Annotated in this window: 26 protein-coding genes; 8 read left to right on the top strand and 18 right to left on the bottom strand. The window is 71.0% G+C overall.

Annotated features, from left to right (window positions below; genetic code table 11):
• Positions 1 to 23: 23 nt before the first annotated feature.
• Positions 24 to 2,738, bottom strand: a complete 2,715-nt coding sequence (locus ABZS58_RS23215; protein ID WP_354784658.1) for a DEAD/DEAH box helicase — start codon at positions 2,736 to 2,738, stop codon at positions 24 to 26.
• Between the two features lie 21 nt (positions 2,739 to 2,759).
• Here ABZS58_RS23215 and ABZS58_RS23210 point away from each other — a divergent pair, with 21 nt between their 5' ends.
• Together ABZS58_RS23210 and ABZS58_RS23205 are read left to right on the top strand one after the other, a co-directional pair.
• Positions 2,760 to 3,500, top strand: a complete 741-nt coding sequence (locus ABZS58_RS23210; protein ID WP_354784656.1) for an HAD-IA family hydrolase — start codon at positions 2,760 to 2,762, stop codon at positions 3,498 to 3,500.
• Positions 3,501 to 3,611: 111 nt separating this feature from the next.
• Complete coding sequence (locus tag ABZS58_RS23205) at positions 3,612 to 3,986, top strand: Hsp20 family protein (RefSeq protein WP_354784654.1); 375 nt, start codon at positions 3,612 to 3,614, stop codon at positions 3,984 to 3,986.
• Here the strand turns inward: ABZS58_RS23205 and ABZS58_RS23200 are convergent.
• From ABZS58_RS23200 to ABZS58_RS23175, 6 genes are all read right to left on the bottom strand, one after another.
• Positions 3,983 to 4,861 carry a diacylglycerol kinase gene (locus tag ABZS58_RS23200; RefSeq protein ID WP_354784652.1) on the bottom strand — a complete coding sequence of 293 codons (879 nt, stop codon included), beginning with the start codon at positions 4,859 to 4,861 and terminating at the stop codon, positions 3,983 to 3,985. The two genes, ABZS58_RS23205 and ABZS58_RS23200, sit on opposite strands and share 4 nt — an antisense overlap.
• A gap of 298 nt (positions 4,862 to 5,159) precedes the next feature.
• Positions 5,160 to 6,101, bottom strand: a complete 942-nt coding sequence (gene tatC / locus ABZS58_RS23195) for a twin-arginine translocase subunit TatC (protein WP_354784650.1) — start codon at positions 6,099 to 6,101, stop codon at positions 5,160 to 5,162.
• A 77-nt stretch (positions 6,102 to 6,178) separates the two neighbouring features.
• Positions 6,179 to 6,445: a Sec-independent protein translocase subunit TatA gene (gene tatA / locus ABZS58_RS23190; RefSeq protein ID WP_354784648.1), complete on the bottom strand. Its 267-nt coding sequence runs from the start codon at positions 6,443 to 6,445 to the stop codon at positions 6,179 to 6,181.
• A gap of 196 nt (positions 6,446 to 6,641) precedes the next feature.
• Positions 6,642 to 6,926: a hypothetical protein gene (locus ABZS58_RS23185; RefSeq protein WP_354784646.1), complete on the bottom strand. Its 285-nt coding sequence runs from the start codon at positions 6,924 to 6,926 to the stop codon at positions 6,642 to 6,644.
• 60 nt (positions 6,927 to 6,986) lie between these two features.
• Positions 6,987 to 7,952, bottom strand: coding sequence for a WYL domain-containing protein (locus ABZS58_RS23180; RefSeq protein ID WP_354784644.1), 966 nt, complete (start codon positions 7,950 to 7,952; stop codon positions 6,987 to 6,989).
• Positions 7,953 to 8,124: 172 nt separating this feature from the next.
• Positions 8,125 to 9,126: a WYL domain-containing protein gene (locus ABZS58_RS23175; protein ID WP_354784642.1), complete on the bottom strand. Its 1,002-nt coding sequence runs from the start codon at positions 9,124 to 9,126 to the stop codon at positions 8,125 to 8,127.
• Positions 9,127 to 9,231: 105 nt separating this feature from the next.
• On the opposite strand from ABZS58_RS23175, the gene ABZS58_RS23170 reads away from it, so the two are divergent.
• A complete protein-coding gene (locus tag ABZS58_RS23170; RefSeq protein ID WP_354784640.1) occupies positions 9,232 to 10,332 on the top strand; it encodes a DUF3866 family protein in 1,101 nt (366 codons plus the stop codon).
• Here ABZS58_RS23170 and ABZS58_RS23165 read toward each other — a convergent pair.
• The 5 genes from ABZS58_RS23165 to rfbA form a co-directional block, all read right to left on the bottom strand.
• The gene (locus ABZS58_RS23165) at positions 10,300 to 10,878 is read right to left on the bottom strand and encodes a hypothetical protein (RefSeq protein WP_354784638.1); all 579 of its coding nucleotides are present in this window, start codon (positions 10,876 to 10,878) and stop codon (positions 10,300 to 10,302) included. The genes ABZS58_RS23170 and ABZS58_RS23165 overlap by 33 nt on opposite strands.
• Positions 10,875 to 11,096: a hypothetical protein gene (locus ABZS58_RS23160; protein WP_354784637.1), complete on the bottom strand. Its 222-nt coding sequence runs from the start codon at positions 11,094 to 11,096 to the stop codon at positions 10,875 to 10,877. The genes ABZS58_RS23165 and ABZS58_RS23160 overlap by 4 nt, the downstream gene beginning before the upstream one ends.
• 61 nt (positions 11,097 to 11,157) lie before the next feature.
• Positions 11,158 to 12,516, bottom strand: coding sequence for a Pup--protein ligase (pafA, locus tag ABZS58_RS23155; protein ID WP_354784635.1), 1,359 nt, complete (start codon positions 12,514 to 12,516; stop codon positions 11,158 to 11,160).
• A 35-nt stretch (positions 12,517 to 12,551) separates the two neighbouring features.
• Entirely contained in the window at positions 12,552 to 13,151 is a 600-nt protein-coding gene (gene rfbC, locus ABZS58_RS23150; RefSeq protein ID WP_354784633.1) for a dTDP-4-dehydrorhamnose 3,5-epimerase, read from the bottom strand.
• A gap of 64 nt (positions 13,152 to 13,215) precedes the next feature.
• Positions 13,216 to 14,085, bottom strand: a complete 870-nt coding sequence (rfbA, locus tag ABZS58_RS23145) for a glucose-1-phosphate thymidylyltransferase RfbA (RefSeq protein WP_354784631.1) — start codon at positions 14,083 to 14,085, stop codon at positions 13,216 to 13,218.
• Positions 14,086 to 14,158: 73 nt separating this feature from the next.
• Between rfbA and rfbB the strand changes: the two genes are divergently transcribed.
• Genes rfbB through ABZS58_RS23125 form a run of 4 tightly spaced genes read left to right on the top strand, consistent with a single transcriptional unit; the run spans position 14,159 to position 17,085 of the window.
• Entirely contained in the window at positions 14,159 to 15,142 is a 984-nt protein-coding gene (gene rfbB, locus ABZS58_RS23140; protein ID WP_354784629.1) for a dTDP-glucose 4,6-dehydratase, read from the top strand.
• Positions 15,139 to 16,008, top strand: a complete 870-nt coding sequence (gene rfbD / locus ABZS58_RS23135; protein ID WP_354784835.1) for a dTDP-4-dehydrorhamnose reductase — start codon at positions 15,139 to 15,141, stop codon at positions 16,006 to 16,008. The genes rfbB and rfbD overlap by 4 nt, the downstream gene beginning before the upstream one ends.
• The gene (locus tag ABZS58_RS23130) at positions 16,005 to 16,397 is read left to right on the top strand and encodes a DUF2304 domain-containing protein (RefSeq protein ID WP_354784627.1); all 393 of its coding nucleotides are present in this window, start codon (positions 16,005 to 16,007) and stop codon (positions 16,395 to 16,397) included. The genes rfbD and ABZS58_RS23130 overlap by 4 nt, the downstream gene beginning before the upstream one ends.
• Positions 16,384 to 17,085: a glycosyltransferase family 2 protein gene (locus ABZS58_RS23125; RefSeq protein WP_354784625.1), complete on the top strand. Its 702-nt coding sequence runs from the start codon at positions 16,384 to 16,386 to the stop codon at positions 17,083 to 17,085. The genes ABZS58_RS23130 and ABZS58_RS23125 overlap by 14 nt, the downstream gene beginning before the upstream one ends.
• A 55-nt stretch (positions 17,086 to 17,140) precedes the next feature.
• Here the strand turns inward: ABZS58_RS23125 and ABZS58_RS23120 are convergent, their stop codons facing one another.
• The 6 genes from ABZS58_RS23120 to dop all read right to left on the bottom strand — a co-directional run bounded on the left by ABZS58_RS23120 (position 17,141) and on the right by dop (position 21,761).
• Entirely contained in the window at positions 17,141 to 17,461 is a 321-nt protein-coding gene (locus ABZS58_RS23120; protein ID WP_354784623.1) for a hypothetical protein, read from the bottom strand.
• Positions 17,458 to 17,733 (bottom strand): hypothetical protein, encoded by a 276-nt coding sequence (locus tag ABZS58_RS23115; protein ID WP_354784621.1) that lies wholly within the window; start codon positions 17,731 to 17,733, stop codon positions 17,458 to 17,460. Before ABZS58_RS23115 ends, ABZS58_RS23120 begins: the two co-directional genes overlap by 4 nt.
• Before the next feature lie 428 nt (positions 17,734 to 18,161).
• Complete coding sequence (prcA, locus tag ABZS58_RS23110) at positions 18,162 to 18,998, bottom strand: proteasome subunit alpha (protein ID WP_354784619.1); 837 nt, start codon at positions 18,996 to 18,998, stop codon at positions 18,162 to 18,164.
• A gap of 46 nt (positions 18,999 to 19,044) precedes the next feature.
• The gene (prcB, locus tag ABZS58_RS23105) at positions 19,045 to 19,884 is read right to left on the bottom strand and encodes a proteasome subunit beta (RefSeq protein WP_354784617.1); all 840 of its coding nucleotides are present in this window, start codon (positions 19,882 to 19,884) and stop codon (positions 19,045 to 19,047) included.
• A gap of 98 nt (positions 19,885 to 19,982) precedes the next feature.
• Entirely contained in the window at positions 19,983 to 20,198 is a 216-nt protein-coding gene (locus tag ABZS58_RS23100) for a ubiquitin-like protein Pup (RefSeq protein WP_033362892.1), read from the bottom strand.
• 45 nt (positions 20,199 to 20,243) lie between these two features.
• A complete protein-coding gene (gene dop, locus ABZS58_RS23095; protein WP_354784615.1) occupies positions 20,244 to 21,761 on the bottom strand; it encodes a depupylase/deamidase Dop in 1,518 nt (505 codons plus the stop codon).
• Between the two features lie 107 nt (positions 21,762 to 21,868).
• On the opposite strand from dop, the gene ABZS58_RS23090 reads away from it, so the two are divergent.
• The gene (locus tag ABZS58_RS23090) at positions 21,869 to 23,137 is read left to right on the top strand and encodes a condensation domain-containing protein (protein WP_354784613.1); all 1,269 of its coding nucleotides are present in this window, start codon (positions 21,869 to 21,871) and stop codon (positions 23,135 to 23,137) included.
• Positions 23,138 to 23,371 lie beyond the last annotated feature (234 nt).

Below are 23,371 nucleotides of genomic sequence, written 5' to 3'. Positions count from 1 at the left end.
CCGGGTGAAAACTCGCTGTGTCACTACGTCATGACGCTGTATGCCAGCACGCCCCGGGTCATCGCACCCATCGCCTGCCGGGCGGTGCGGCGCACGCCGTCGGAGGCGCCGGGTGCGTCGGCGAGCTGCCCGAGCAGGTCGAGGACCTGACGGGACCACCGCACGAAGTCACCGGCCGGCATGTCGCCCTCCAGCCCGTGGACGCTGCCGAGCACCTTCGTGAGGGACTCGCCGCGGGCCCACCGGTACACCGGCCAGACGAAACCGAGGTCGAGCTCCCGGGTCAGCTGCAGGCCCCGGGAGTCCTCGTCCTCGCGCACCTCCGACCACAGCTGGAGGGTGGCGTCGATCGCCTCGGACACGTCGCCGCGCGGGATGGAGGCGCGGTCGTCTGACTCGCGGCGGGCCTCGTACACCAGGACACTCGCGGCGGCGGCGAGGTCGGCCGCGCTCAACCGGTCCCACACGCCCCGGCGCAGGCACTCGGCGACGAGCAGGTCCGTCTCGGACCAGATCCGGGCCAGCATCCGGCCGGCGTCGGTGACGGTGCCGCCCGCCGACAGGTAGCCGCGGTCGGTGAGCAGCCCGCAGACCCGGTCGAACGTGCGGGCGAGGGAGCCAGTGCGGTTGGCGACCTTCCCGCGCAGCGCCTCCGTGTCGCGCTCCAGGCGCCAGCGGCGCTCCGCCCAGCGGGCGTGCTCCTCCCGCTCCGGGCACTGATGGCACGGGTGCCGCCGCATGGAGGCCCGTAGCTGGTCGAGCTCAGCGTCGTCCGAAATATCCCGATTGCGGCTACGTCCCCGCGGCGGCGGGTCGAGCGACAGGCGGCGCAGCTGGGCGGCGAGGTCCCGGCGGTCCTGGGCCGAGCGGTAGTTGAACTGCTTCGGGACCCTGACCCGGCCGAGGGACTCGACGGCGGCGGTGAAGTCGGCGCCGGAGATCCGGCCGGCCCACCGGTCCTCGGTGAGCACCAGCGGGCGGGGCTCGCCGAACCCGCGGCCGCCGATCCCCGGGTCGATGATGATCGCGATGCCGGCCCGGCGGCCGGTGGGCACCCGGATGACGTCGCCGGGGCGCAGCCGCTCGAGGGACTCCAGTGCCGCCGCGCGGCGCTGCTGGGCGCCCTGCCGGGCGATGGCCCGCTCCCGCTCGGCGATCGCGACCCGGTAGCCGAAGTACTCGTCGAAGTCGCCGAGGTGGCACCTCGTCTCGGCGCCGTAGGTGGCGATCGTGTCGACGTTGCGCTGCACCTGCCGCGCCAGCCCGACCACCGAACGGTCCGCCTGGAACTGCGCGAACGAGCTCTCCAGGAGCTCCCTGGCCTCGGTGATGCCGACGCTGCCCACGAGGTTGACCGCCATGTTGTACGACGGCCGGAAGCTGGACTTGAGCGGGTAGGTGCGGGTGGAGGCGAGACCCGCCACGTGCCGCGGGTCGAGCTCCGGCGCCCAGACGACGACGGCGTGCCCCTCCACGTCGATGCCGCGGCGCCCGGCGCGGCCGGTCAGCTGCGTGTACTCCCCCGGGGTCAGGTCGACGTGCGCCTCGCCGTTGTACTTGACGAGCCGCTCCAGCACGACGCACCGGGCGGGCATGTTGATGCCCAGCGCGAGGGTCTCGGTGGCGAACACGGCCTTGACGAGGCCGCGGACGAACAGCTCCTCGACGACCTCCTTGAACGCCGGCAGCATCCCCGCGTGGTGCGCGGCGAGGCCCCGCTCCAGGCCGTCGAGCCATTCCCAGTACCCGAGCACCTGCAGGTCCTCGCTCGGGATGTGCTTCGTGCGGGACTCGACGATGGTGCGGATCTCGACCCGCTCGTCGGGGGCGGTGAGCCGCAGGCCGCCGGCGAGGCACTGCTGGACGGCGGCGTCGCAGCCGGCCCGGCTGAAGATGAACAGGATCGCCGGCAGCAGCCCCTCACGGTCGAGCCGCTCGACGATCTCGGGCCGGTAGGGGCCCTTGCGGCGGCCGCCCCTCGGTCCCGCGAGCTCGGCGCGCCGGAGCATCTCACGGTGGTACCGCAGCAGCTCAGGATGCACGTCGTGCTTCTGCGCGGCCTCGGCGTCGTGGAACAGGTCGAACATCCGGCGGTCGATGAGCATGTGCTGCCACAGCGGCACCGGCCGGTGCTCGCTGACCACGACCGTGGTCTCGCCACGCACGGTGACGAGCCAGTCGGCGAACTCCTCCGCGTTGGACACGGTCGCCGACAGCGAGACTAGCGTCACCGAGTCCGGCAGGTGGATGATCACCTCTTCCCAGACCGCGCCGCGGAACCGGTCGGCGAGGTAGTGCACCTCGTCCATGACGACGTAGGACAGGCCCTCCAGGGTCGCCGAGCCCGCGTACAGCATGTTGCGCAGGACCTCGGTCGTCATGACGACGACGGGGGCGTCACCGTTGATCGCGTTGTCGCCGGTGAGCAGCCCGACGCGCCCGGCGCCGTAGCGCTGCACGAGGTCGTTGTACTTCTGGTTCGACAAGGCCTTGATCGGCGTCGTGTAGAAGCACTTGCGTCCCTGCCGCAACGCCAGGTGGACCGCGAACTCCCCGACGACGGTCTTGCCGGCACCGGTCGGCGCGCAGACGAGCACGCCCGTGCCGCGTTCGAGGGCGTCGCACGCGTCCACCTGGAACGGGTCCAGGGCGAATTCCAGCTCTTCGACGAACTCGGTCAGGGCAGGACGCTCAGCCCGCCTTTGCGCCGCTTCGTACCGCTCGGCGGGGGTGTTCATGACCCCAAGGCTAGGCGAAAGATGCCCGGATCCGCTCATGGGTATCGTGCTGGCGTGCCGGAAAGCGCTGAACCACCAAGTCCATGGCGGCCCGTCGAGGCCGTGCTCCTGGATTTCCACGGGACGATCGCGCAGGTGGAGGACCCCGTCAGGTGGGTGACGTCAGCCGCTTCGAGCCTCGGCACCACCCTGGACCGCGGCCGGGCGACGGTCCTCGCCGACCGGCTGACGACGGCCGGGCGGGCCGGCGGGCCGAAGCCGCACCGGGTGCCGGCGCACCTCGCCGAGGTGTGGGCGGACCGTGACCTGTCCGTGCGGGCGCACCGGGCCGCCTACGAAGGGCTGGCGGCGACCGTCGACGCGGACCTGGCCGAGGCCCTCTACGACCGCCTGCTGGTCGCCGACGGCTGGCAGCTGTACGCGGACACCATCCCGACGCTGCAGGCGCTGCGGGAGCGCGGCGTGCCGGTCGCCGTGGTCTCCAACATCGGGTTCGACCTGCGTGATCTGGCCGGCCAGCTGGGTTTCGCGGATCTCGTCGACGCGTTCGTCCTGTCGTACGAGGTGGGCAGGTGCAAACCCGATCCGGCGATATTCTGGAAGGCGTGCGCGACGCTGCGGACCGACCCGGAGCGGACCCTGATGGTCGGCGACTCCCCCGCGGACGCGGGCGCCGCCGCGGCCGGCTGCAGCGTCCTTGTCCTCCCGGAGAGTGACCCTGGCAAGGTCCACGGCCTCAGCGCCGTGCTGCGGCTGCTTTAAATTCCGTCGCGGTTGGGAAACCTGTGTCGCAACACCGCCTGTGCGCTTGTCGGCTCCCCGCCAGGCAGCGACAGTGCAGGGGAATACCGATCGTCTTATCCGGAGGACACCATGCCGTTAGGCCGTTGGAACCCGTCAGAAGCCCTCGCCCGCATCGAGTCCGAGGTCGACCACGCCGCCTCGCGCTCCCACGCCGCCTCCGTGTCGACCGCGACCGAGGGTGACGACCTCGTCATCACCGTCGACGGCGTCGACCCGAGCAACGTCGACGTCCAGGTGTCCGGCGGCCGCCTCACCATCAAGGGCGGCGGCGGCACCAGCACCTCGTCGCACAGCTCGGAGGGCGGCGCGACGTTCACGTCGAGCTCGTCGAGCTCCAGCTCGTTCAGCCGCAGCTTCTCGCTGCCCGACGGCGTCACCGAGTCGGACGTCTCCACGACCCCGTCCGCGAACGGTGTCACCGTCCGCATCCACAACGCCGCCTAACACATCAGGTTCAGCGCACCTGGCACACAGGTGATCGTCACGGGGAGCGGGCAGATCCGCTCCCCGTCGGCGTACACGGTGACCCCCTCGGCGGCCAGCTCCACCGTCTTCGCGCGGAACGTCGACACCCGCGGGTCCCGCACGTGCGTGCCCTTGAACACCTTCGGCCGCAGCCGCATCAGCGTCAGCCTGCTCAGCGGCTCGGCGACGACCACGTCGAGGAGCCCGTCGGCGGGGTCGGCGCCGGGCACGATCCGGAAGCCGCCGCCGTAGCTCTCGGTGTTGCCGATCGCGACCAGCACCGACTCGAAGACGCTCTCGTTCCCGTCGATCCGCATGGTGTACCTGCGGGCACGCAACGCCAGCAGTTCACCGACGATCGCCAGGTTGTACCGTTGCGGCCCGCGCGGCCAGCGCATCCGGTTGGCCCGCTCGTTGACGAACGCGTCGAACCCGGCCGCCATCACCGCCCCGAACCACGCCGTGGTCCCGTCGCCGCCCTCCACCCGCGCCAGGTCCACGTCCCGTGTCCCCGTGCTGCGCGCGATCGCGTCGGCGGCGTGCAGCGTGTCGCCGGGCAGCCCCAGCCGGACCGCGAAGTCGTTGCCGGTCCCGGCGGGCACGATCCCGAACGCCGCCCCGGTCCCGGCGACCGCCTGCAGCCCCAGGTGCACGGTCCCGTCGCCGCCCATCGCGACCACGGCCTTCCCGCCGGCGACGGCCGCCCTGCCTCGCTCGACCATGCCGTCGCGGGTGGTCGCGGTGACCACGTCGACCGCGTGCCCGCCGGCCTCGAGCCGCGCTACGACCTCGGGCAGCAATGCGGCCCGCCGCCCTTTACCGGCGGTCGGGTTGGCGAGCAGCGCGATGTTCACGCACGGATGCTAGGGCCCCGCACCCCACCCCGGCCAGCGTCCCACTCGACCGCCCCTCAGACATCGAAGAGCGTGCGAGACAGCCCTCCAGACGATCGCGGGGCGCCGCAGGAGTGGCGCCCGGCGGCAAGGCGATCGTCGCGAACCGCTCAGAACCTTGCGTGACGAGCAGACTTCACATCCCCGTGGAGCAAGCGGCGCAAAGACAGCACCGCGCCCGCCGGGGCCTTTCGCCATGGCGGGCGCGGTAACGGTCAGGTCGGCCGTTTATGGTCAGCGGTCACCGAGCGGGACCGGATCAGGTGATGTCGTCGTAGCGGCTGTCGAGGGAGCGCGGGCGCTCGACCGGGGTCGGAGCGTCCACCGAGGTCGGGGCATCGATCGGGTCGTAGCCGCCGACCGAGGTCGCGGCGCCGACCGGCTCTGGGACGTAGTCGTCGAGGGACGAGATCTCGTCGTCGTCGAGGTTGGCATACGTCGGGCGGTTGCGGCCGCGACGGCGGTCGTTGAACAGCGCAAAGCCGACGGCTGCGAAGTAGAGCGCCGACAGGGCCAGGGCCAGCGCGGTCATGCCGAACGGGTCCGCGGTCGGAGTGGCGATGGCGGCGAAGACGAACGTGGTGAAGACCGCGAACCGCCACCAGCCCAGCAGCTTCCGGCCTGTGACGATGCCGGCGATGTTGGCGAGCATGACGCCGAGCGGGAACTCGAACGCCAGCCCGAACACCAGCATCATTCCGGTCACGAAGTCGACATAGCGGGTGATCTCCAGCGTGGTGGAGATGTCCGGGCCGGTCATGTTGAGCAGGAAGATCAGGCCTTCGGAGACCACCACGAACGACAGGTAGGCGCCGGCGGCGAACAGCGGGCCGGCGAGCCCGCCGAACAGATATGCCCAGCGGCGCTCGTGCCGGTGCAGGCCCGGCGCGATGAACGCCCACAGCTGGTAGAGCCAGATCGGGCCGGCCAGGATCAGCCCGAGCCACAGCGACAGCTTCAGCTTCAGGACCAGCACGTCCGTGACACCCAGCTGGACGAACGGGCACTTGTACCCGTCCGGCAGCGCATGGTTGGCCGACTGCTGGATCGCTTTGGAGGCCATCAGGTCGCAGTAGGGCTGCTGGATGAAGTTGAGCACCGGCTCGGCGATGAACCACGCGACGATCGTGCCGACCAGGATTGCGATGCACGCTCTGAAGAGCCGTGTGCGCAGCTCGCGCAGGTGCTCCATGAGGCTCATGGAGCCGTCTGCGGCACGCTCAAACTGCGACGGCTCTTTCCGCCGCCGGGCGAGGATACTCACGACGGAACGGCGCCTCAGCGCTCGGGAACGCGGTTGACCGGGTCGACGATGGGAGCCGGCGACGGCTTGTTGTCGTCGACCGTGCCCGACAGCGGCGCGCGACCCGACTGGGCCTCCGCCTTCGCGTCGACATCGTCATCGGCGAGGCCCTTGGTCTCCGCCTTGATGATGCGCAGCGAACGGCCGAGCGACCGCGCCGCGTCGGGAAGACGCTTGGCACCGAAGAGCAGGATCAGCACCACCACGAGCACGATGATGTGCCACGGCCTGAGTGCACCCATTATGAAGCCACCTCACAGTCTTGTATTGCCCGACCCATCGTACTGGTGACATCGGGTGACGGGCAGAGGCCGGGTTGCGGGAAGGGGTCCGGCCGCTGAAGTCCTGACGAGTGTTGACGGTCCGGTGCCCGATCGTCAACCATCCGTCCGGACAACGGTGCTAATTGCCCGGTTGATCCGCCAGGTTTCTTTACTGTTACCGGGCGGCAGGGCGCTGATCTGCGTCTTCCAGCTCGCCGCGCCTGGCCTGGATGATCAAAGCCTGCTCCTGCATGGCCTCCAGGCGGGGCTGCATGGCCTCCGCGGTCTGCTGCAGGCGGGCCAGGTGGGGCTGCAGACGCTTCTCGCCGTCGAGGAGCCGCCGCTGCAGGGACTGCGCGGTGTTATCGAACTGACGCACGCGGCCCGCCGTCGACATCACCGCGGCGACGAGGACGATGAGCGAGAGCAGGACGATGCCGCCCGAGATCCACCAGAGCACCTACCGACCTTAGACCACGACGGACACCCTGGCAGCGCGGCGCAACGGGGAGCGGTGGACCTACGGCAGCGCGGGGACCGGCGCGTCGTAGGCGGACAGGGCGGCCCGCGCCTCGGCGGCGACCGACTCCGCCAGGGCCGGCGGCGAGACCACCGACACCTCGGCGCCCAGGCCGAGCACCATCCGGCGGGCCCAGTCCAGGTCGGAGGCGCGCAGCGAGACCGTCCAGTGCTCCCCCGGCCCCCGCACGACCTCCTCGCACGGATACTGCTCGGTGATCCACCGCACGCCCCGGCCGACCCGCAGCGTGATCAGCGGCAGGTCGGGCGTGGGGCGGAAGAGGGTGCCGGTGCGGGTGTCGGTCGGCTCGGCCTGGACGGGCACGCGGGCGGGCTCCTCCAGCACCGTGGAGGCGTCGATCCGGTCGACCCGGAACAGCCGGACCGCCTGCGCGCGGCGGCACCACGCCTCCAGGTAGGCCCAGCGGCCGACGACGAGGACCCGCATGGGGTCCACGACGCGTTCCGAGGTCTCGTCGCGGGTCGCCGTGTAATACGTGATCCGCAGCGCGTGGCGGCGCTCGACGGCGCCGCGGAGCTCCTCGAGGCGGTCGGCGTTGCCGGGGATGCGCACGGCGACCGGCGCGTCGGCGAGGTCGCCCGCCGCGTGCTCGATCTTGGCGAGGGCGCGGTGGACGCCGTCGCGCTGGGCGACGCCCGGGGTCTCGGCGAGTGTCCGCAGGGCGACGATGAGCGCGAGGGCCTCGTCGGGGGTCAGGCGCAACGGGCGGTCGATGCCGGCGTCGTACGTGACGGTCACGCCGTCGCCGACGAACGCCATGTCGATCAGGTCGCCGGGGCCGTAGCCCGGCAGGCCGCACAGCCACAGCAGCTCGAGATCCTCGCGCAGCTGACGCTCGGTGATGCCGTGGTCCGCCGCCGCCTCGGCCAGCGTGATCCCGGGCCTGGCCTGCAGATACGGCACCAGGTTGAGCAGCCGGCCGAGCCGGTCCACCGAGGTCGTCACACCGCCACCTCCGCTGCGCTCCGGCGCCGGTGCGACCAGTCGCTGCAATCCTGGCGACCGGCCACTGCGCTGCGCTCCGGACCAGTCACCGCCACCTCCGCTGCGCTCCGGCGCCGGTGCGACCAGTCGCTGCAATCCTGGCGACCGGCCACTGCGCTGCGCTCCGGACCAGTCACACCGCCACCTCCGCCCTGACCTCCGCGACGGGAGCGGCCGCGGCGACGATCTCCTTGAGGCGCTTCACGACCTCGTCGCGCAGCGGCGGCGGGTCCAGGACCACCACGTCGGCACCGTAGCCGACGAGCCAGCCGGCGAAGAAGTCGATGTCGGCGTAGCGCAGCGTGAGCCGGTCGCCGTCGGGGCCGGGCACGCACGCCTCAGCCCAGCGGCGCACGCCCGCGGCGCGCCCGGGCCGGACGAGGACGGTCGCGCGGCTGGTGCGCTCGACCGGGCCGCTCGTCTTCGCGACGTAGGCGATCAGGTCGACCTTCGGCGGCTCGTACGCCCCGCGCCGCCCCACCCGCCGGACGCCGCTGACGATCCGGGAAAGCCGGAAGCAGCGCTCGGCGCCGCGCTCCAGGTCGTGACCGACGACATACCACCGGCCGCGCCAGCAGACCACGCCCCACGGCTGCAGCTTGCGGGTGCGGGCGGCGTCGCGCTCGGGCACGTGGTAGTCGAACGTGACCGCCTGCCGGTCCCGGACGGCGGCGGTGAGCGGCTCGAACGCGGGGTCGACGGTGACGACCGCCTCGACGCCGAGGGTGGCGTGCGGGTCGACGTCGATGCCGCCGGCACGCAGCTTCGCCAGACCCGACGACGCGGCGGCGGCGAGCCCGGTCTGCTGCCACAGCCGCGCGGCGATGCCGACGGCGGCCGCCTCGTCGGGCTCGAGGGGGATGTCGGGCAGTGCGTAGTCACGGCGGGCGATGCGGTAGCCGGGCTCGTTGTCCCACACCGACGGGGTGCCGATCTCCAGGGGCACGCCGAGCTCGCGCAGCTCGGCCTTGTCACGCTCGAACTTGCGCTGGAACGCCTCGTGGTCGCGCTCGTCCTCGGGGTCGTGCTCATAGCCGGGCACGATGGAGGCGATCTGACCGGCGGTCAGGAAGCGGCGTGTCGAGAGCAGGCAGATCACCAGATTGACCAGGCGCTCGGTTCGGGTCCGCGACACGCCAGCGAACCTACCAGCCCGAACGCGCAAACGGCGTCGCCCACACGGTGACTGAACGTAGGGTCACAGGACCGTCACGGCGCGGCGGCACTGTAGGTTGTGCCGATGATCCGCTGGCGCTGGGGGACGGTCGTCGCGCCCCGTACATCGTGGCACGGCAGCGTCGAGGTCCAGGTCGCCCTCGAGTCGCGCCGGCCCGACGACCCGGAGCAGGTGCGGGCCCTGGCGTATCCGGCCCTCGTCGGCACGCCTCGGGTCGGCGACCGGGTGCTGCTCAACGTCAACGCCCTCGCCCTCGGCCTGGGCACCGGTGGGTACGCGCTGATCGTCGCGATCCCGGACCGGCTGCCCGACGACGTCGACGTCCCCGGCCATGTGGTCAAGGCGCGGTACACCCCGTTGCAGGCGGTCGTCCTCGCGGCCGACGAGGAGGCGTCACCGCACCGGAAAGACCTGACCGACAATGCAGATATCTCCGGAATGCCGGTGGTGGTGGCGGACCTGCACTCGGCACTGCCCGCCATCCTCGCCGGGGTCCTCACCGACCGGCCCGCGGCCAAGGTCGCCTACGTCATGACCGACGGCGGGGCGCTGCCCGCCTGGTTCTCCCGCACCCTCGACGGGCTGCGCCCCATGCTCGCCGGCACGGTCACCACCGGCCAGGCGTTCGGCGGCGACCTGGAGTCGACCAACGTGCACAGCGGCCTGCTCGCCGCCCGCCACGGGCTCGGCGCCGACCTGGCGATCGTCACGCAGGGCCCCGGCAACCTGGGCACCGGCACGTCGTGGGGCTTCTCCGGGGTGGCCGCCGGCGAGGCCGTCAACGCCGTCGCGGCCCTCGGCGGGCGGCCGGTCGCCGCGCCGCGCATCTCCGGCGAGGACCCCCGGCCCCGGCATCGCGGCGTGTCGCACCACAGCCTGACCGCGTTCGGGCGGGTCGCCCTCGCGCCGGCGGACCTGGTCGTGCCGTCGGATCTGCCCGCTGCGCTGTCGCGGGTCGTACACGAGCAACTGCGGCCGTTGTGTCCGCCGCACCGGATCGTCGCGCCGCCCGCGGAGGACCTGGAGCCGGCCCTGCTCGCGCTGCCGGTCAAGCTGTCGACCATGGGCCGCGGGTACGCGCAGGACCGCGCCTACTTCCTGTCGGCCGCCGCGGCGGGACGAGCGGCGGCGTCAGGCCTTGCTGAGGGCGACGTTCGCGACTGACTGCAGCTGGCTCAGGTGGTTGGCCTCGGGCGCGGCGGCCGCCACCAGGTAGACCGCGACGATCGCCTTGCCGCGGCGGGCGAGCAGTGTCTTGGTCTTGTCGCTGAGCGCGGCCTCGCCGACGCCGCCGACCGCCTCCAGGGACTTGATCGTCGTCCACAGCTTCTGCGACTGGGCCGCGTCGGGGAACGTCAGCGCGACGACGGTGACCTGGTCGCCGCCGGCGTTGCCGAACGGGCACATGCGGGCCCTGGCGTTGAGGCCGAGGCTCTGCACCGCCTGGCCGTACTGCGCGACCGCGGCGACGCCGTCGCCGGCGCTGGCCTGCACGGACAGCCCGCTGGCCTTCTGCACCTGGGCGGCGGTGACCAGGCCCTGGCAGCCGTCGGAGTTGACGACCGGCGGCAGGCTCGGTGACGGCAGCGGCAGCTCGGACGCCGGCCCGGCGTTCGTCGGGTTGGCCGGCAGCGGCGTGCGGCGTGCGCCGTCGTCGGTGCAGCCGGCCAGGACGACCGCCGCGGCCGCGATCGCGGCGAGCCTTCTCATGAGAAGACCACCAGGGCCGTCATGACGCCGATGATGAGCACGAGGATGAGCGCGAGGACCCAGGTCGGGATCGCCGGGCCGTCGGTGCGGTTGCGCTCGATCTCCTCACGGATGCGCTGCAGCCGGCGACCATGGCGGTTGGACCTCGGCTTGTCCGGGTTGTCGCTCGCCTTCGGCTTCTCCGGAGGGGCGGGCTGACCGGCGGGGTTGTCATCCATAGCGCCGGTCAGCCTAACCGATCGTTCACACTCTGACTTCTGTGCGGTTTCACATGCTGGTTCACATGCTGGCGATGAGCCGGTCGACGCGCTCGTCGTAGGCCCGGAACGGGTCCTTGCACAGCACGGTGCGCTGGGCCTGGTCGTTGAGCTTCAGGTGGACCCAGTCGACGGTGAAGTCGCGGCGGCGCTCCTGCGCGTGCCGGATGAACTCACCGCGCAGGCGGGCCCGGGTCGTCTGCGGCGGGGTCTCCTTGGCCTCGAAGATGTCGAGGTCGCCGGCGACCCGGTCGACCTTCCCGCGGCGCTCCAGGAGGCCGTAGAGGCCCCGCCCGCGGCGCAGGTCGTGATACGCCAGGTCCATCTGCGCGACCCGCGGGTGGGACAGCGGCAGGTCGTGCTTGTGCTGGTAGCGCTCGATGAGACCGAGCTTCGTCACCCAGTCGATCTCACGCTCGACGTCCTTGAGGTTGCCGCTCTCCACCGCGTTGAGGACGCGGCCCCACAGCTCCATGACCCGCTTGGTCGGCGCGTCGGCGCCGCGCCGGTCGAGGAACTCCGTCGCCTTGTCGAAATACTCCTGCTGGATCTCCAGCGCGCTGACCTCCTTGCCGCTGGCGAGGCGGACCCGGCGGCGGCCGGTGATGTCGTGGGACACCTCCCGGATGGCGCGGATCGGGTTCTCCAGCGAGAGGTCGCGCATGGCGACGCCGGCCTCGATCATCCGCAGCACGATGTCGGCGGTGCCGACCTTGAGCAGCGTGGTGACCTCGTTCATGTTGGAGTCACCGACGATGACGTGCAGGCGCCGGTAGCGCTCGGCGTCGGCGTGCGGCTCGTCGCGGGTGTTGATGATCGGGCGGGACCGGGTGGTCGCCGAGGAGACGCCCTCCCAGATGTGCTCGGCGCGCTGCGACAGGCAGTAGACGGCGCCGCGCGGCGTCTGCAGGACCTTGCCGGCGCCGCAGATGAGCTGGCGGGTGACGAGGAAGGGGATCAGGATGTCGGCGAGGCGCCCGAACTCGCCGTGCCGGCTGACCAGGTAGTTCTCGTGGCAGCCGTACGAGTTGCCGGCGGAGTCGGTGTTGTTCTTGAACAGGTAGATCTCGCCCGCGATCCCCTCGTCGTGCAGCCGGCGCTCCGCGTCGACCAGCAGGCCTTCGAGGATCCGCTCGCCGGCCCGGTCATGGGTGACCAGGTCGGGCACCGAGTCGCACTCGGGCGTCGCGTATTCCGGGTGGGAGCCGACATCCAGATAGAGGCGCGCGCCGTTTCGCAGGAACACGTTGCTGGAACGGCCCCACGACACGACGCGCCGGAACAGATAGCGGGCGACCTCGTCGGGGGACAGGCGGCGCTGTCCCCGATAGGTGCACGTGACCCCGTATTCGGTCTCAAGGCCGAAAATTCGCCGGTCCATGTAGGAACATTAGCCGCCTGAACGCCGATCCGGCCCTATTGCGCCCGCAGACTTTGCGTATACGCCTCGCAGGTGGCGAAGTCCGGCAGCCGGCCTTCGACGCGCATCTGCGCGAACGAGGGCGCCACGGCGTCCCTCGCGGACAGCTGCGGCTCGTCGGTCGGCCACACGATGCCGAGGTCCGGGTCGAGCGGGTGGATGCCGTGCTCCCCCGCCGGGTTGTAGCTCTCGGAGCACAGGTAGGTGATCGTGGCGTCGTCGGTGAGCGCGCAGAACCCGTGTCCGAGGCCTTCGCCGAGGTACAGGGCGCGCCGGTCGACGTCGTCGAGCTGCACACCCTCCCAGCGGCCGAATGTCGGGGATCCGACCCGGATGTCGACGACGACGTCGAGCACGGCACCCCTCGTGCAGGTCACATACTTCGCCTGGCCCGGCGGCACGTCGGCGAAGTGGATGCCCCGCACGACCCCCCGCGCGGACACCGACAGATTGCCCTGCGCCAGCCGCAGCGGGTGGCCGACCTCGGCGCTGAGCTGCTCGAACCGGTAGAACTCCAGGAACAGCCCACGCGGATCGCCGCGCTGCACCGGGGTGATCTCCCAGGCACCGGCGATCGAAAGCTGTCGGTACTTCACGTGTGCGGCCCCACCCGTCGCGATGTCGTTGTGTTGCTCGGTCGGCTCATTGTGGGGGCGGTGCTCAGGCTTCCCAATCGAGCAATTGGATCAGGTACTCGCCGTAGCCGCTCTTGCGCAACGGCTCGGCCAGTGCCCGCAGCTGTGCGTCGTCGATGAAGCCCGCACGCCACACGACCTCCTCCACGCAACCGATCTTGAGGCCCTGCCGCTCCTCGATCACGCGGACGAACTCGGCGGCCTGGACCATCGTGTTGAACGTACCCGTGTCCAGCCACGCCGTACCGCGATCCAGGATCGCGACGTGCAACTCGTCGCGCTCCAGGTAGGCCGCGTTGACGGCGGTGATCTCCAGCTCGCCCCGGTCGCTGGGCTTGAGCTCGCGGGCGATCTGCACGACCCGGTTGTCGTAGAAGTACAACCCGGGCACCGCGTAGCGCGACTTCGGCCGGGCCGGCTTCTCCTCGATCGACAGCACCTTGCCGTCGGCGTCGAACTCCACGACGCCGTAGTCCTGCGGGTTGGCCACCGGATAGGCGAAGACCCGTCCGCCCTTGAGCTCGACGTTGTCGGCGAGCCGCTGGCCGAGCTGCGCGCCGTGGAAGATGTTGTCGCCGAGCACGAGCGCGACGGTGTCGTCGCCGATGAAGTCGGCGCCGATGATGAACGCCTGGGCGAGCCCCTCGGGGCGTGGTTGCGCCGCGTAACTGATCTCGAGGCCCCATTGGGTGCCGTCGCCGAGCAGGCGCTGGAACTGGTCCTGATCCTCCGGGGTGGTGATGACGAGGATCTCCCGGACCCCGGCCATCACCAGCGTGGTCAGCGGGTAGTAGATCATCGGTTTGTCGAAGACGGGCATGAGCTGCTTCGATACCGCTTTGGTCAGCGGCCAGAGGCGGGAGCCGGTGCCACCGGCGAGGATGATGCCACGCACCCGGCCACCTTACGGGTTGTGCGGACCCTCGGTCGACTCAGTGCCCTACTGAGTGCACTAGACTCCCGATCCCGTGAGAATCCTCGTCACCGGCGGTGCCGGGTTCATCGGCTCCCACTACGTCCGCACCCTCCTCGGAGGCGGTTACCCGGCCCATGCCGGGGCGGCCGTGACCGTGCTCGACAAGCTCACCTATTCCGGCAACCGGGACAACCTGGCACCCGTTTCCGGCGACTCCACCCTCACCTTCGTCGAGGGTGACATCTGCGACGCCGACCTCGTCGAGCAGCTCATGCCAGGGCACGACGCGGTCGTGCACTTCGCCGCGGAATCGCACGTCGACCGGTCGATCCTCGGCGCCGGCCCATTTGTGACCACGAATGTCATCGGCACCCAGGTCCTCCTCGACGCGGCCCGCCGGGCGGGTGTCGGGCGCTTCCTGCACGTCTCGACCGACGAGGTGTACGGGTCGATCGACGAGGGCTCGTGGACCGAGGAGTGGCCGCTGCAGCCGAACTCGCCGTACTCGGCGTCGAAGGCCGGCTCGGACCTGCTGGTGCTGGCCTACCACCGCACCCACGGCATGGAGGTCGTGGTCACCCGGTGCTCCAACAACTATGGGCATTACCAGTTTCCGGAAAAAGTCATCCCGTTGTTCGTCACCAACCTGATCGACGGTGCTCAGGTCCCGTTGTACGGTGACGGCGGCAACATCCGTGACTGGCTGCACGTGTCCGACCACTGCGCCGGCATCCAGCTCGCCCTGGAGAAGGGCCGGGCCGGCGAGGTCTACAACATCGGCGGCGGCCGGGAGCTGACCAACCGGGAGCTGACCGAGGTGCTCCTGCAGGCGACCGGCCGGGACTGGTCGGCGGTGCGCCCCGTCGAGGACCGCAAGGGCCACGACCGGCGGTACTCGCTGAGCCACGAGAAGATCAGCAACGAGCTCGGGTACGCGCCTGCGGTCACGTTCGAGGACGGCATCGCCTCGACGGTGGCCTGGTACAAGGAGAACCGCTCCTGGTGGGAGCCCCTGAAGACGCGCGCGGCGCTGTGACCCGGTATCTGGTCACCGGCGCCGGCGGGATGCTCGGCCAGGACCTCCTGGCGGCCCTGGACGGGCGTCCCGTGACCGCCCTGAAGCGCGCGGACCTGGACATCACCGCGGTCGAAGCGGTCCATGCCCAGGTGCAGGGGCACGACGTGGTGTTCAACGCGGCGGCCTGGACCGACGTGGACGGCGCGGAGAGCGACTACGAGTCCGCGCTCGCGGTCAACGGCACGGGCGTCACGGTGCTCGCCAAGGCCTGCCGCGCCCACGGTGCGCGGCTGGTCCACGTCTCGACCGACTACGTGTTCAACGGTGCCGGGACGTCGCCGTATGCCGAGGACGCGCCGACCGAGCCGTTGAACGCCTACGGGCACAGCAAGCTCTTCGGCGAGCACAGCGTCCTGGAGGTGCTGCCGGAGTCCGGTTACGTGGTGCGCACCGCGTGGCTGTACGGCGCGCAGGGCCGCAACTTCGTCAAGACGATGCTGCGCCTCGCCGCCGCCCGCGAGTTCCTCGACGTGGTCGACGACCAGGTGGGGCAGCCGACCTGGGCGCGGGACCTGGCCACCCGGCTGGTCGCGTTGACCGACTCGGACGCGCCCGCCGGGGTGTACCACGGCACCGCGTCCGGGCAGACCACGTGGCACGGGCTCGCCCAGGCGGTGTTCGCGCTGTCCGGCCTCGACCCCGCGCGGGTGCGCCGGACCACCAGCGCGGCCTACGTGACGCCCGCCGCACGGCCCTCGTACAGCGTCCTCGGTCACGACCGGTGGGCGGCCGTGGGGATGGCGCCGATGCGGGACTGGCATACCATGCTGACCGCGGCGCTGCGCGACCCCGCGTTCCAGGCCGTGCTGGAGGGTGCCGGGTGAAGCTCATCATCGTCACGGGGCTGACCGCCCTCGCGGTGTTCGGGTTCATGCTCGAACTGCTGCGCCGGCGGCAGCTGCAGGAGAAGTACGCGATCCTGTGGCTGGTCGTCAGCATCGTGATCCTGCCGATGGCGTTCTTCCCGTTCCTGACGGACAACCTGGCCGAGGCGCTCGGGATCGCGTCCGGGGTGAGCCTCGTGCTCTTCCTCGGCATCGTGTTCCTGCTCATGGTCACGGTGCACCTCAGCTGGGAGGTGAGCCGCCTGGAGGAGGAGACCCGGACCCTCGCCGAGGACCTGGCCCTGCTGCGCAGCGAGCTCGGCCGCCCGCGTGACACGTCGGCGGTGCCGGCCCCTTCCACCCTCGAGGTCTCCGATGATCAACGGTAAGAAGGTCCTGATCATCATCCCGGCGTGGAACGAGGCCGGCTCGATCGCCGACGTCGTCACCGAGGTCCGCGGTGAGCTGCCGGGCGTCGACATCATCGTCGTCGACGACGGCTCGCAGGACGACACCGCGCTGCGGGCCGCCGCCGCGGGGGCGATCGTGGCCCGGCTGCCGTTCAACCTGGGCGTCGGCGGGGCGATGCGCACCGGGTACCGGTACGCCCGCGACCACGGCTACGACGTCGCCATCCAGGTCGACGCGGACGGGCAGCACGATCCGCGGTACATCCCGAAGCTCGTCGACGCGCTCGACGACCATGACCTGGTGATCGGCGCCCGGTTCGCGGGTGAGGGCGGCTACAGCGTCACCGGCCCGCGCAAATGGGCGATGCGGATGCTGTCGTCGGTACTGTCGAAGCTCGCCCGCACGAAGCTCAGCGACACCACGTCCGGGCACCGCGCGTGCAACCGCAAGCTCATCGAGTTCTTCGCGCACTGGTATCCGGCGGAGTACCTCGGCGACACGATCGAGGTCCTGGTGCGGGTCGCCCGCTCCGGCTACCGGATCACCCAGATCCCGGTGGCGATGCGCCCCCGGATGGCGGGCACGCCGAGCGCCTCGCCGATGAAGTCCACGATCTACCTGGGCCGGGCCGGCATCGTGCTGCTCCTGGCGCTGATCCGCACCTGAGCGGTCGTTTCCGCCCGGCTCGCCGCTGCTCCGGCCGGGCGGAGCCGGCTCGCCGCTACGCGGCCGGGCGGAGCTGGGTGAGGGCGCGCAGCGCGTCGGTGAGGGAGATCGGGCGGTCGCTGACCTCGGTCGCCAGGCACCATTCGACGTACTGCCGCATCAACGTCGACGGCTTCACGCCCTTGCTCTTCGCGACCGCGGCGAGGCGCTGCGCCACGTCGGACGGCAGCCGCATCGAATAGACGGCCATGACCTCGGCGTCCGGCTTCGGCGGCAGCGCCGGGATGGGCGCGACCCGGTCGAACGTGAACTCACCGGCGGCGACGGCCGCCACCATGGCGTCCATCTGCTGCTCGCTGAGCGGCTCGGTGTTCATGCTGCGCTCGCCTCCCACTTCTCAAACTCGGCGAGCTCATCCGGTGTCATGTCCCGCGCTCCGAGAATGCCCCAGCTGAACTGGCCTTCCTGCTTCACGACGACGATCAGCGCCCGTCCCGTGTCCGTGCGTGCCCAGATGCTGAGCGCCGGAATGCCGAGCGCGAAGCCCGGAAGGGGGCGTCGCCGATCAGCGTTCAACGCCTGCAGCACCTCGGCGTCGGTGATCCCGACCAGCGCTGCCAGGGTCGCCGGCCACCAGCGGTACGGCATGCCTCCAATGTACGACGCCCGTCAGACTTCCGTCTACGACCCTCCGCCTGAGGCCTGTCGAGGCCACGATCCGGTGGGCCGCCACATCGGCCGGGCAGGTGCGGCAGACCGGCCAGGAGATGCACGAGCGCCGGCGTCGTCCCCCCAGCCAGTGCCACGCACCCGCGCCGGCCCGGTCCACTCACCGAACCGGTCCACGCGCGGCGCGCTCGGGACCGGCCGCGCGGGCACCCGCACCACACGGAGTCGAGCCGCGCGGCGGACATCAGGCGGGCCGGGAACGCAGGGTGGAAGGAGACGGCACGCGGCGGGCACGCGGCGGACATGAGGCACGCCCGAACACGGGGTGAAGGCGGGCGCGACGGACATGGGGCGGGCCGGGAACGCAGTGGTGAGGTGCGTCCCGGCCCAGGTTGTTTTCGGAGTGGTTACCCGGCGGCGGGCTTGTCGCCCTCTTCCTCGTCGGGGGTGGGGGCGGGGCCGCTGGCGTTGTCGGCCGGGGTGCTCGGGGAGGCCGGGGGCTGGGGCTTGTCCTCGAGGCCTTCCTCGGCGGCGTCGGCCTTGGCCGGGTCCTCGAGGATCGCGGTGAGGGCGAGGCCCGTCAGGCGGCGGAAGGTGCGGCCCGGGCGGTGACGGTCGAGGACCGCGACCTCCAGCTGGTTGGCCGCCAGCTTCCTCGGCTGGCCGTTTTCCCCACCGACGCTGCTCAGACCCTCGACCGCCAGCTTCAGCGCCTCAGCGAGCGTCTGGTCGGGCCGCAGGCGGGTCTTCACGGCGCCGGAGATGGTGTCGGACTGGCCGCCCATGGTGACGAGGCCGGGCTCGTCCTGGACGGAGCCGTCGTAGGTGATGCGGTAGAGCTCGTCGTCGGCGGCGGTGGTGCCCACCTCCGCGACGCAGATCTCGACCTCGTAGGGCTTCTGCTCCTGGGTGAAGATGGCGCCCAGGGTGCGGGCGTACGCGTTGGCGACCTGACGGCCCGTGACGTCGCGGCGGCCGTAGGAGTAGCCGTGCAGGTCGGCGAGGCGGACGCCGGCGGAGCGCAGGTTCTCGAACTCCGGGTAGCGGCCGACGGCGGCGAAGCCGATCCTGTCGTAGATCTCGCTGACCTTGTGCAGGGCGGTCGACAGGTTCTCCGCGACGAAGAGGACGCCGCCCTCATAGCTGAGCACCACGACGCTGCGACCACGCGCGATGCCCTTGCGCGCGTATTCCGAGCGGTCCCGCATGATCTGCTCGGGCGAGGCGTAGAACTGCATGGCCACGGGGCGGGTTCTCCTTCTGACGTGGGAGCTGGGGACGGGAGAGGGCTCAGACGCCCGGGTTGTCGGTGCGCTCGGCGATGACCGCCTCGGCGACCGCGCGGGTCTCCTCGTCGGTGAGCCGGTGGGTGCCTTCGACGGTCGCCGTCATGATGACCGGGAAGATGCCGCGGAGCAGGTCGGGTCCGCCGGTGGCGGTGTCGTCGTCGGCGGCGTCGTAGAGCGCCTCGACGGCGATCTTCACGGCGTCGGCGGTGGTGATGCCGGGCTTGTACCGTTTCTTCATCGACGACTTCGCGAACAGTGAGCCGGAGCCGATCGAGTCGTAGCCGCGCTCCTCATAGACGCCGCCGGCGACGTCGAAGCTGAAGATGCGCCCGGCCCGGTCGACGGACTTGGCGTCGACGTCGAACCCGGCGAACAGCGGCACGACGGCCAGGCCCTGCATGGCGGCGCCGAGGTTGTTGCGGACCATGGTGGCGAGGCGGTTGGCCTTGCCCTCCAGGGAGAGCATGGTGCTCTCGATCTTCTCGTAGTGCTCCAGCTCGACCTGGAACAGCCGCATCATCTCCAGGCCGAAGCCGGCGGTGCCCGCCATGCCGACGAGCGAGTAGGCGTCGGCGGCGAAGACCTTCTCGATGTCGCGCTGCGCGATGAGGTTGCCCATCGTGGCGCGGCGGTCGCCGCCCATGAGGACACCGTCGGCGCAGGTGATCGCGACGATCGTGGTGGCGTGCGCGCTGACGTCCGCGGCCATGCCCGGCGGCAGCGGCCGGCGGCCCGGGAGCATCTCGGGTGCGACCGCCGACAGGAACTCGCTGAACGACGAGGTCCCCGCGGCGTGGAACGCGGCCGGGAGACGACCGGAGTGCTCAAGTCCCGTCGGCAACGGAGCTCCCTTCACAGGATGATCGACTGTAGGTGAGTCAGACAATACGCCCGTCGGCCCGGATGCGTCCGGACCGACGGGGACCTTCTCAGTGACGGTTACTGGCCGCCCTTTTGCACGTATCCGCGGACGAACTCTTCGGCGTTCTCCTCGAGCACCGAGTCGATCTCGTCGAGGAGGTCGTCGACGTCCTCACCCAACTGCTCGACCCGCTCGGCTGTCTCCGGGTTGACCTCGGGAGCGGCGACGTCCTCTTCCTCGTCGCGCCGGGACTTGCCGGATTGGGACTGCCCGCCCGTATCCCTCGTAGCCATGTCTCATCCTCCTCGGGGGACCACCAAACAACCGCTGCTTCGAACTTACCCGGAAGTGATCGCTTCGAGCAGATCCTTCGCGCTCGGGCATTTGTCGAACAGTGCACCGACGTGCTTCTTGGTCCCTCGTTCGGGCTCCATCATCGGCACCCGGACCAGCGACTCCCTGCCCACGTCGAAGATGACCGAGTCCCAGCTCGCGGCAACCACCTCGGCGGGGTATTTGGCCAGGCACCGGCCGCGGAAATAGGCCCGCGTGTCGTCCGGCGGCTCGACGATCGCGCGCTGGATCTCGTCCTCGGTGAACAGCGTCGCCATCGACCCTCGGGCCACGAGCCGCTGATAGAGGCCCTTCTCGGCGCGGACGTCGGAATACTGCAGGTCGACCAGCTGGAGCTTGTGCGACGACCAGCCGAGCGACTCGCGCTCCCGATAGCCCTCCAGGAGGCGCAGCTTGGCGACCCAGTCGAGCTCGCCGGCGCACAGCATCGGGTCGCGGCCGAGCCGGTCCAGGACGCTCTCCCAGCGGTCGAGGACGTCGGCGGTCTGCTCGTCGACGTCGGAACCCTGCCGGGACTCCACGAAGGCGCGGGCCCGCTCGTAGAACGCCCACTGGATGTCCAGCGCGGTCAGCCGCCGGCCGTCGCGCATGCGGATCAGGTGCCGCAGCGACGGGTCGTGGCTGACGGCCTTGAGCTCGGCGACCGGGTCGGCGATGCCGAGGTCGGCGGACAGCACCTTGTCCTCGATCATGGCGAGGATGAGCGACGTGGTGCCGACCTTGAGATAGGTGGAGATCTCCGACAGGTTGGCGTCGCCGATGATGACGTGCAGGCGCCGATACTTGTCGGCGTCGGAGTGCGGCTCGTCACGGGTGTTGATGATCGGCCGCTTCAGCGTCGTCTCCAGGCCGACCTCGACCTCGAAGAAGTCGGCGCGCTGGGAGATCTGGAAGCCGGGGCCGGACCCGTCCTGCCCGATGCCGACCCGGCCCGCCCCGCACACGATCTGCCGGGTGACGAAGAACGGCGTGAGATGCATGACGATGTCGGCGAACGGGGTCTGCCGGCGCATGAGGTAGTTCTCATGGGTGCCGTAGCTGGCGCCCTTGTTGTCGGTATTGTTCTTGTACAGGTGGATCGGCAGCGTCCCCGGGATCGTCGCCGCGCGGCGGGACGCCTCGGCCATGACCCGCTCGCCGGCCTTGTCCCACAGCACGATGTCGCGCGGGTTGGTGCACTCGGGCGTGGAGTATTCGGGGTGGGCGTGGTCGACATAGAGCCGGGCCCCATTGGTCAGTATGACGTTGGCGAGGCCGAGGTCCTCGTCCGCGAGAGCCTCGGCCGGGTCATAGAGGGCACCCGAATAGGTGAACCCGCGCGCGTCGCGCAGCGGGGACTCCTCCTCATAATCCCACCGGGCCCGGCCGCCCTTGGTGAGCTCGGGCCGTGCGCCATAAGCGTTGACCACCTGGGATGACGTCACCATCGGGTTGGCCCCCGGCTGGCCGGGCACCGACACGCCATATTCGACCTCAGTGCCCATCACGCGCCGCACACTCATGCCCACAACCCTAGTCGCAAGGTACGACAGTCTGCCTCCACCGCGGCACGCCAGGTTTGCATGATGTCCGATTGTTGTGAAGCCGTCGCCGCCCGTAACATCCACTGATGCGAATTTCTGTCGCTTTCGAGGGTGTCGGCGCCGGCGAGGCGCCGCTGTCGTGGGGGCAGCAGGACATCTGGGCGTCGATGACCCGGTTCGGCGATCAACTACCACTGGGTGGGATCTCGCCGGTACCGGCGGGGACGACCGTCGACGACGTGTGCGCCGAGCTGCGGTACCTGATGAGCCGCTACCAGGTGCTCCGCACGCGCGTCCGGTTCGCCGCCGACGGGACGCCGAGGCAGGTCGTCGCGGCGGCGGGTGAGGCCGTCCTGGAGGTGGTCGACGCGCAGGACCCTGCCGTCGAGGCGGACCGGATGCTGCGGCGGTTCCGGCGGGAGAGCGTGGACTTCACGGACGACTGGCCGATCCGGATGGGGGTCGTGCGGCACGACGGCCGGGTCACCCATCTGTGTGCCGTGATCTGGCACCTGGCGATGGACCGGTCCGGGGCGGCGGTGATGTTGCGGGAGGTCGCCGCGCGGGTGCAGGAGCCGGTCGCCGGGATGCAACCCCTCGAACAGGCCGGCTGGCAGGCGTCGGAGGCCGGGGCCCGGCAGAGCCGCAACGCGCTGCGGCACTGGGAGCGGGTCCTGCGGGCGATGCCCGCGCCGTGGCCGGGCCTGTCGCGGCGCCGGGAGCGGCCGCGGCACTGGAAGGGGCGGCTGGTCTCCCCCGCGATCCCCCTGGCCTCGCGGGTCCTGGCCGAGCGGACCGGGGCCGATCCCGCCTCGACGCTCCTGGCCGCGTTCGCGGTGGCGGTGCGGCGCTGCGCGGGCATCGACCCGGTGCCCGTGCTGCTGGTCACGAACAACCGCTTCCGGGCCGGGCTCGCGGACGTGGTCGCGCCGGTCGCCCAGCCGGGGCTGTGCCTCGTCGACGTCGCCGACGCGCCGTTCGGCGCCGTGGTGGACAGCGCCCGGCGGGCCGCGACGGTGGCGTACAAGCACGCGTACTACGACACGGCGGGCAAGGAGTCCCTCGTGGCGCGGATCGCGGCGGAGCGGGGGCCGCAGTTCCGGGTCGACTTCCACCTCAACGACCGGCGCGGACCGGACACGCCGCAGGTGCGGGGGGCGGTGCCGCGGCGGACCCTCGAGTGGGTGCCGTTCAAGGACACCCCGTCGAGCCGGCTGTTCGTGCACGCCGACGACGCGGAGCGGGCCACGGTCCTGACGTGCTATGCGGACACGCACCATCTCTCGTTGGCGGAGGCGTCCACGGTACTGACGACGCTCGAGACCGTCCTGACGGAGGCCGCGCGGTCCGCCTGAGACGCCGCGGGTGTTCGCGGCCGGGACGGTCGCGGCTGGGCGACTACCGGCGGCGGGAGAGGGAAGGCCGTCCACGGCCTGACCGGCGGCTGGCGGGAGCGACGGACCTTCGCCACGACGGGCCGGAGCATGCCGCTTGCTGCTCTTGGCGCTTCCGCCGGGCGTGCCTTCCCCTCCGCTCCGCTCACGCGAAGCGGGCGGCGACCCTTTCCGGAGTCGCCGCCCGCTCGTGTC

The sequence above is a fragment of the Dactylosporangium sp. NPDC005555 genome, from assembly GCF_040605635.1.
Lineage (GTDB): Bacteria > Actinomycetota > Actinomycetes > Mycobacteriales > Micromonosporaceae > Dactylosporangium.
This window is presented reverse-complemented; position numbering and strand designations above follow the sequence as displayed.

Bases quoted from the DNA above. Each gene is read 5' to 3' on its own strand.
- ABZS58_RS23215 (WP_354784658.1), bottom strand. From the start codon at position 2,738: ATGAACACCCCCGCCGAGCGGTACGAAGCGGCGCAAAGGCGGGCTGAG.
- ABZS58_RS23210 (WP_354784656.1), top strand. From the start codon at position 2,760: ATGCCCGGATCCGCTCATGGGTATCGTGCTGGCGTGCCGGAAAGCGCT.
- ABZS58_RS23205 (WP_354784654.1), top strand. From the start codon at position 3,612: ATGCCGTTAGGCCGTTGGAACCCGTCAGAAGCCCTCGCCCGCATCGAG.
- tatC (WP_354784650.1), bottom strand. From the start codon at position 6,101: ATGAGCCTCATGGAGCACCTGCGCGAGCTGCGCACACGGCTCTTCAGA.
- tatA (WP_354784648.1), bottom strand. From the start codon at position 6,445: ATGGGTGCACTCAGGCCGTGGCACATCATCGTGCTCGTGGTGGTGCTG.
- ABZS58_RS23170 (WP_354784640.1), top strand. From the start codon at position 9,232: ATGATCCGCTGGCGCTGGGGGACGGTCGTCGCGCCCCGTACATCGTGG.
- ABZS58_RS23165 (WP_354784638.1), bottom strand. From the start codon at position 10,878: ATGAGAAGGCTCGCCGCGATCGCGGCCGCGGCGGTCGTCCTGGCCGGC.
- ABZS58_RS23160 (WP_354784637.1), bottom strand. From the start codon at position 11,096: ATGGATGACAACCCCGCCGGTCAGCCCGCCCCTCCGGAGAAGCCGAAG.
- pafA (WP_354784635.1), bottom strand. From the start codon at position 12,516: ATGGACCGGCGAATTTTCGGCCTTGAGACCGAATACGGGGTCACGTGC.
- ABZS58_RS23125 (WP_354784625.1), top strand. From the start codon at position 16,384: ATGATCAACGGTAAGAAGGTCCTGATCATCATCCCGGCGTGGAACGAG.
- ABZS58_RS23120 (WP_354784623.1), bottom strand. From the start codon at position 17,461: ATGAACACCGAGCCGCTCAGCGAGCAGCAGATGGACGCCATGGTGGCG.
- ABZS58_RS23115 (WP_354784621.1), bottom strand. From the start codon at position 17,733: ATGCCGTACCGCTGGTGGCCGGCGACCCTGGCAGCGCTGGTCGGGATC.
- ABZS58_RS23100 (WP_033362892.1), bottom strand. From the start codon at position 20,198: ATGGCTACGAGGGATACGGGCGGGCAGTCCCAATCCGGCAAGTCCCGG.
- dop (WP_354784615.1), bottom strand. From the start codon at position 21,761: ATGAGTGTGCGGCGCGTGATGGGCACTGAGGTCGAATATGGCGTGTCG.
- ABZS58_RS23090 (WP_354784613.1), top strand. From the start codon at position 21,869: ATGCGAATTTCTGTCGCTTTCGAGGGTGTCGGCGCCGGCGAGGCGCCG.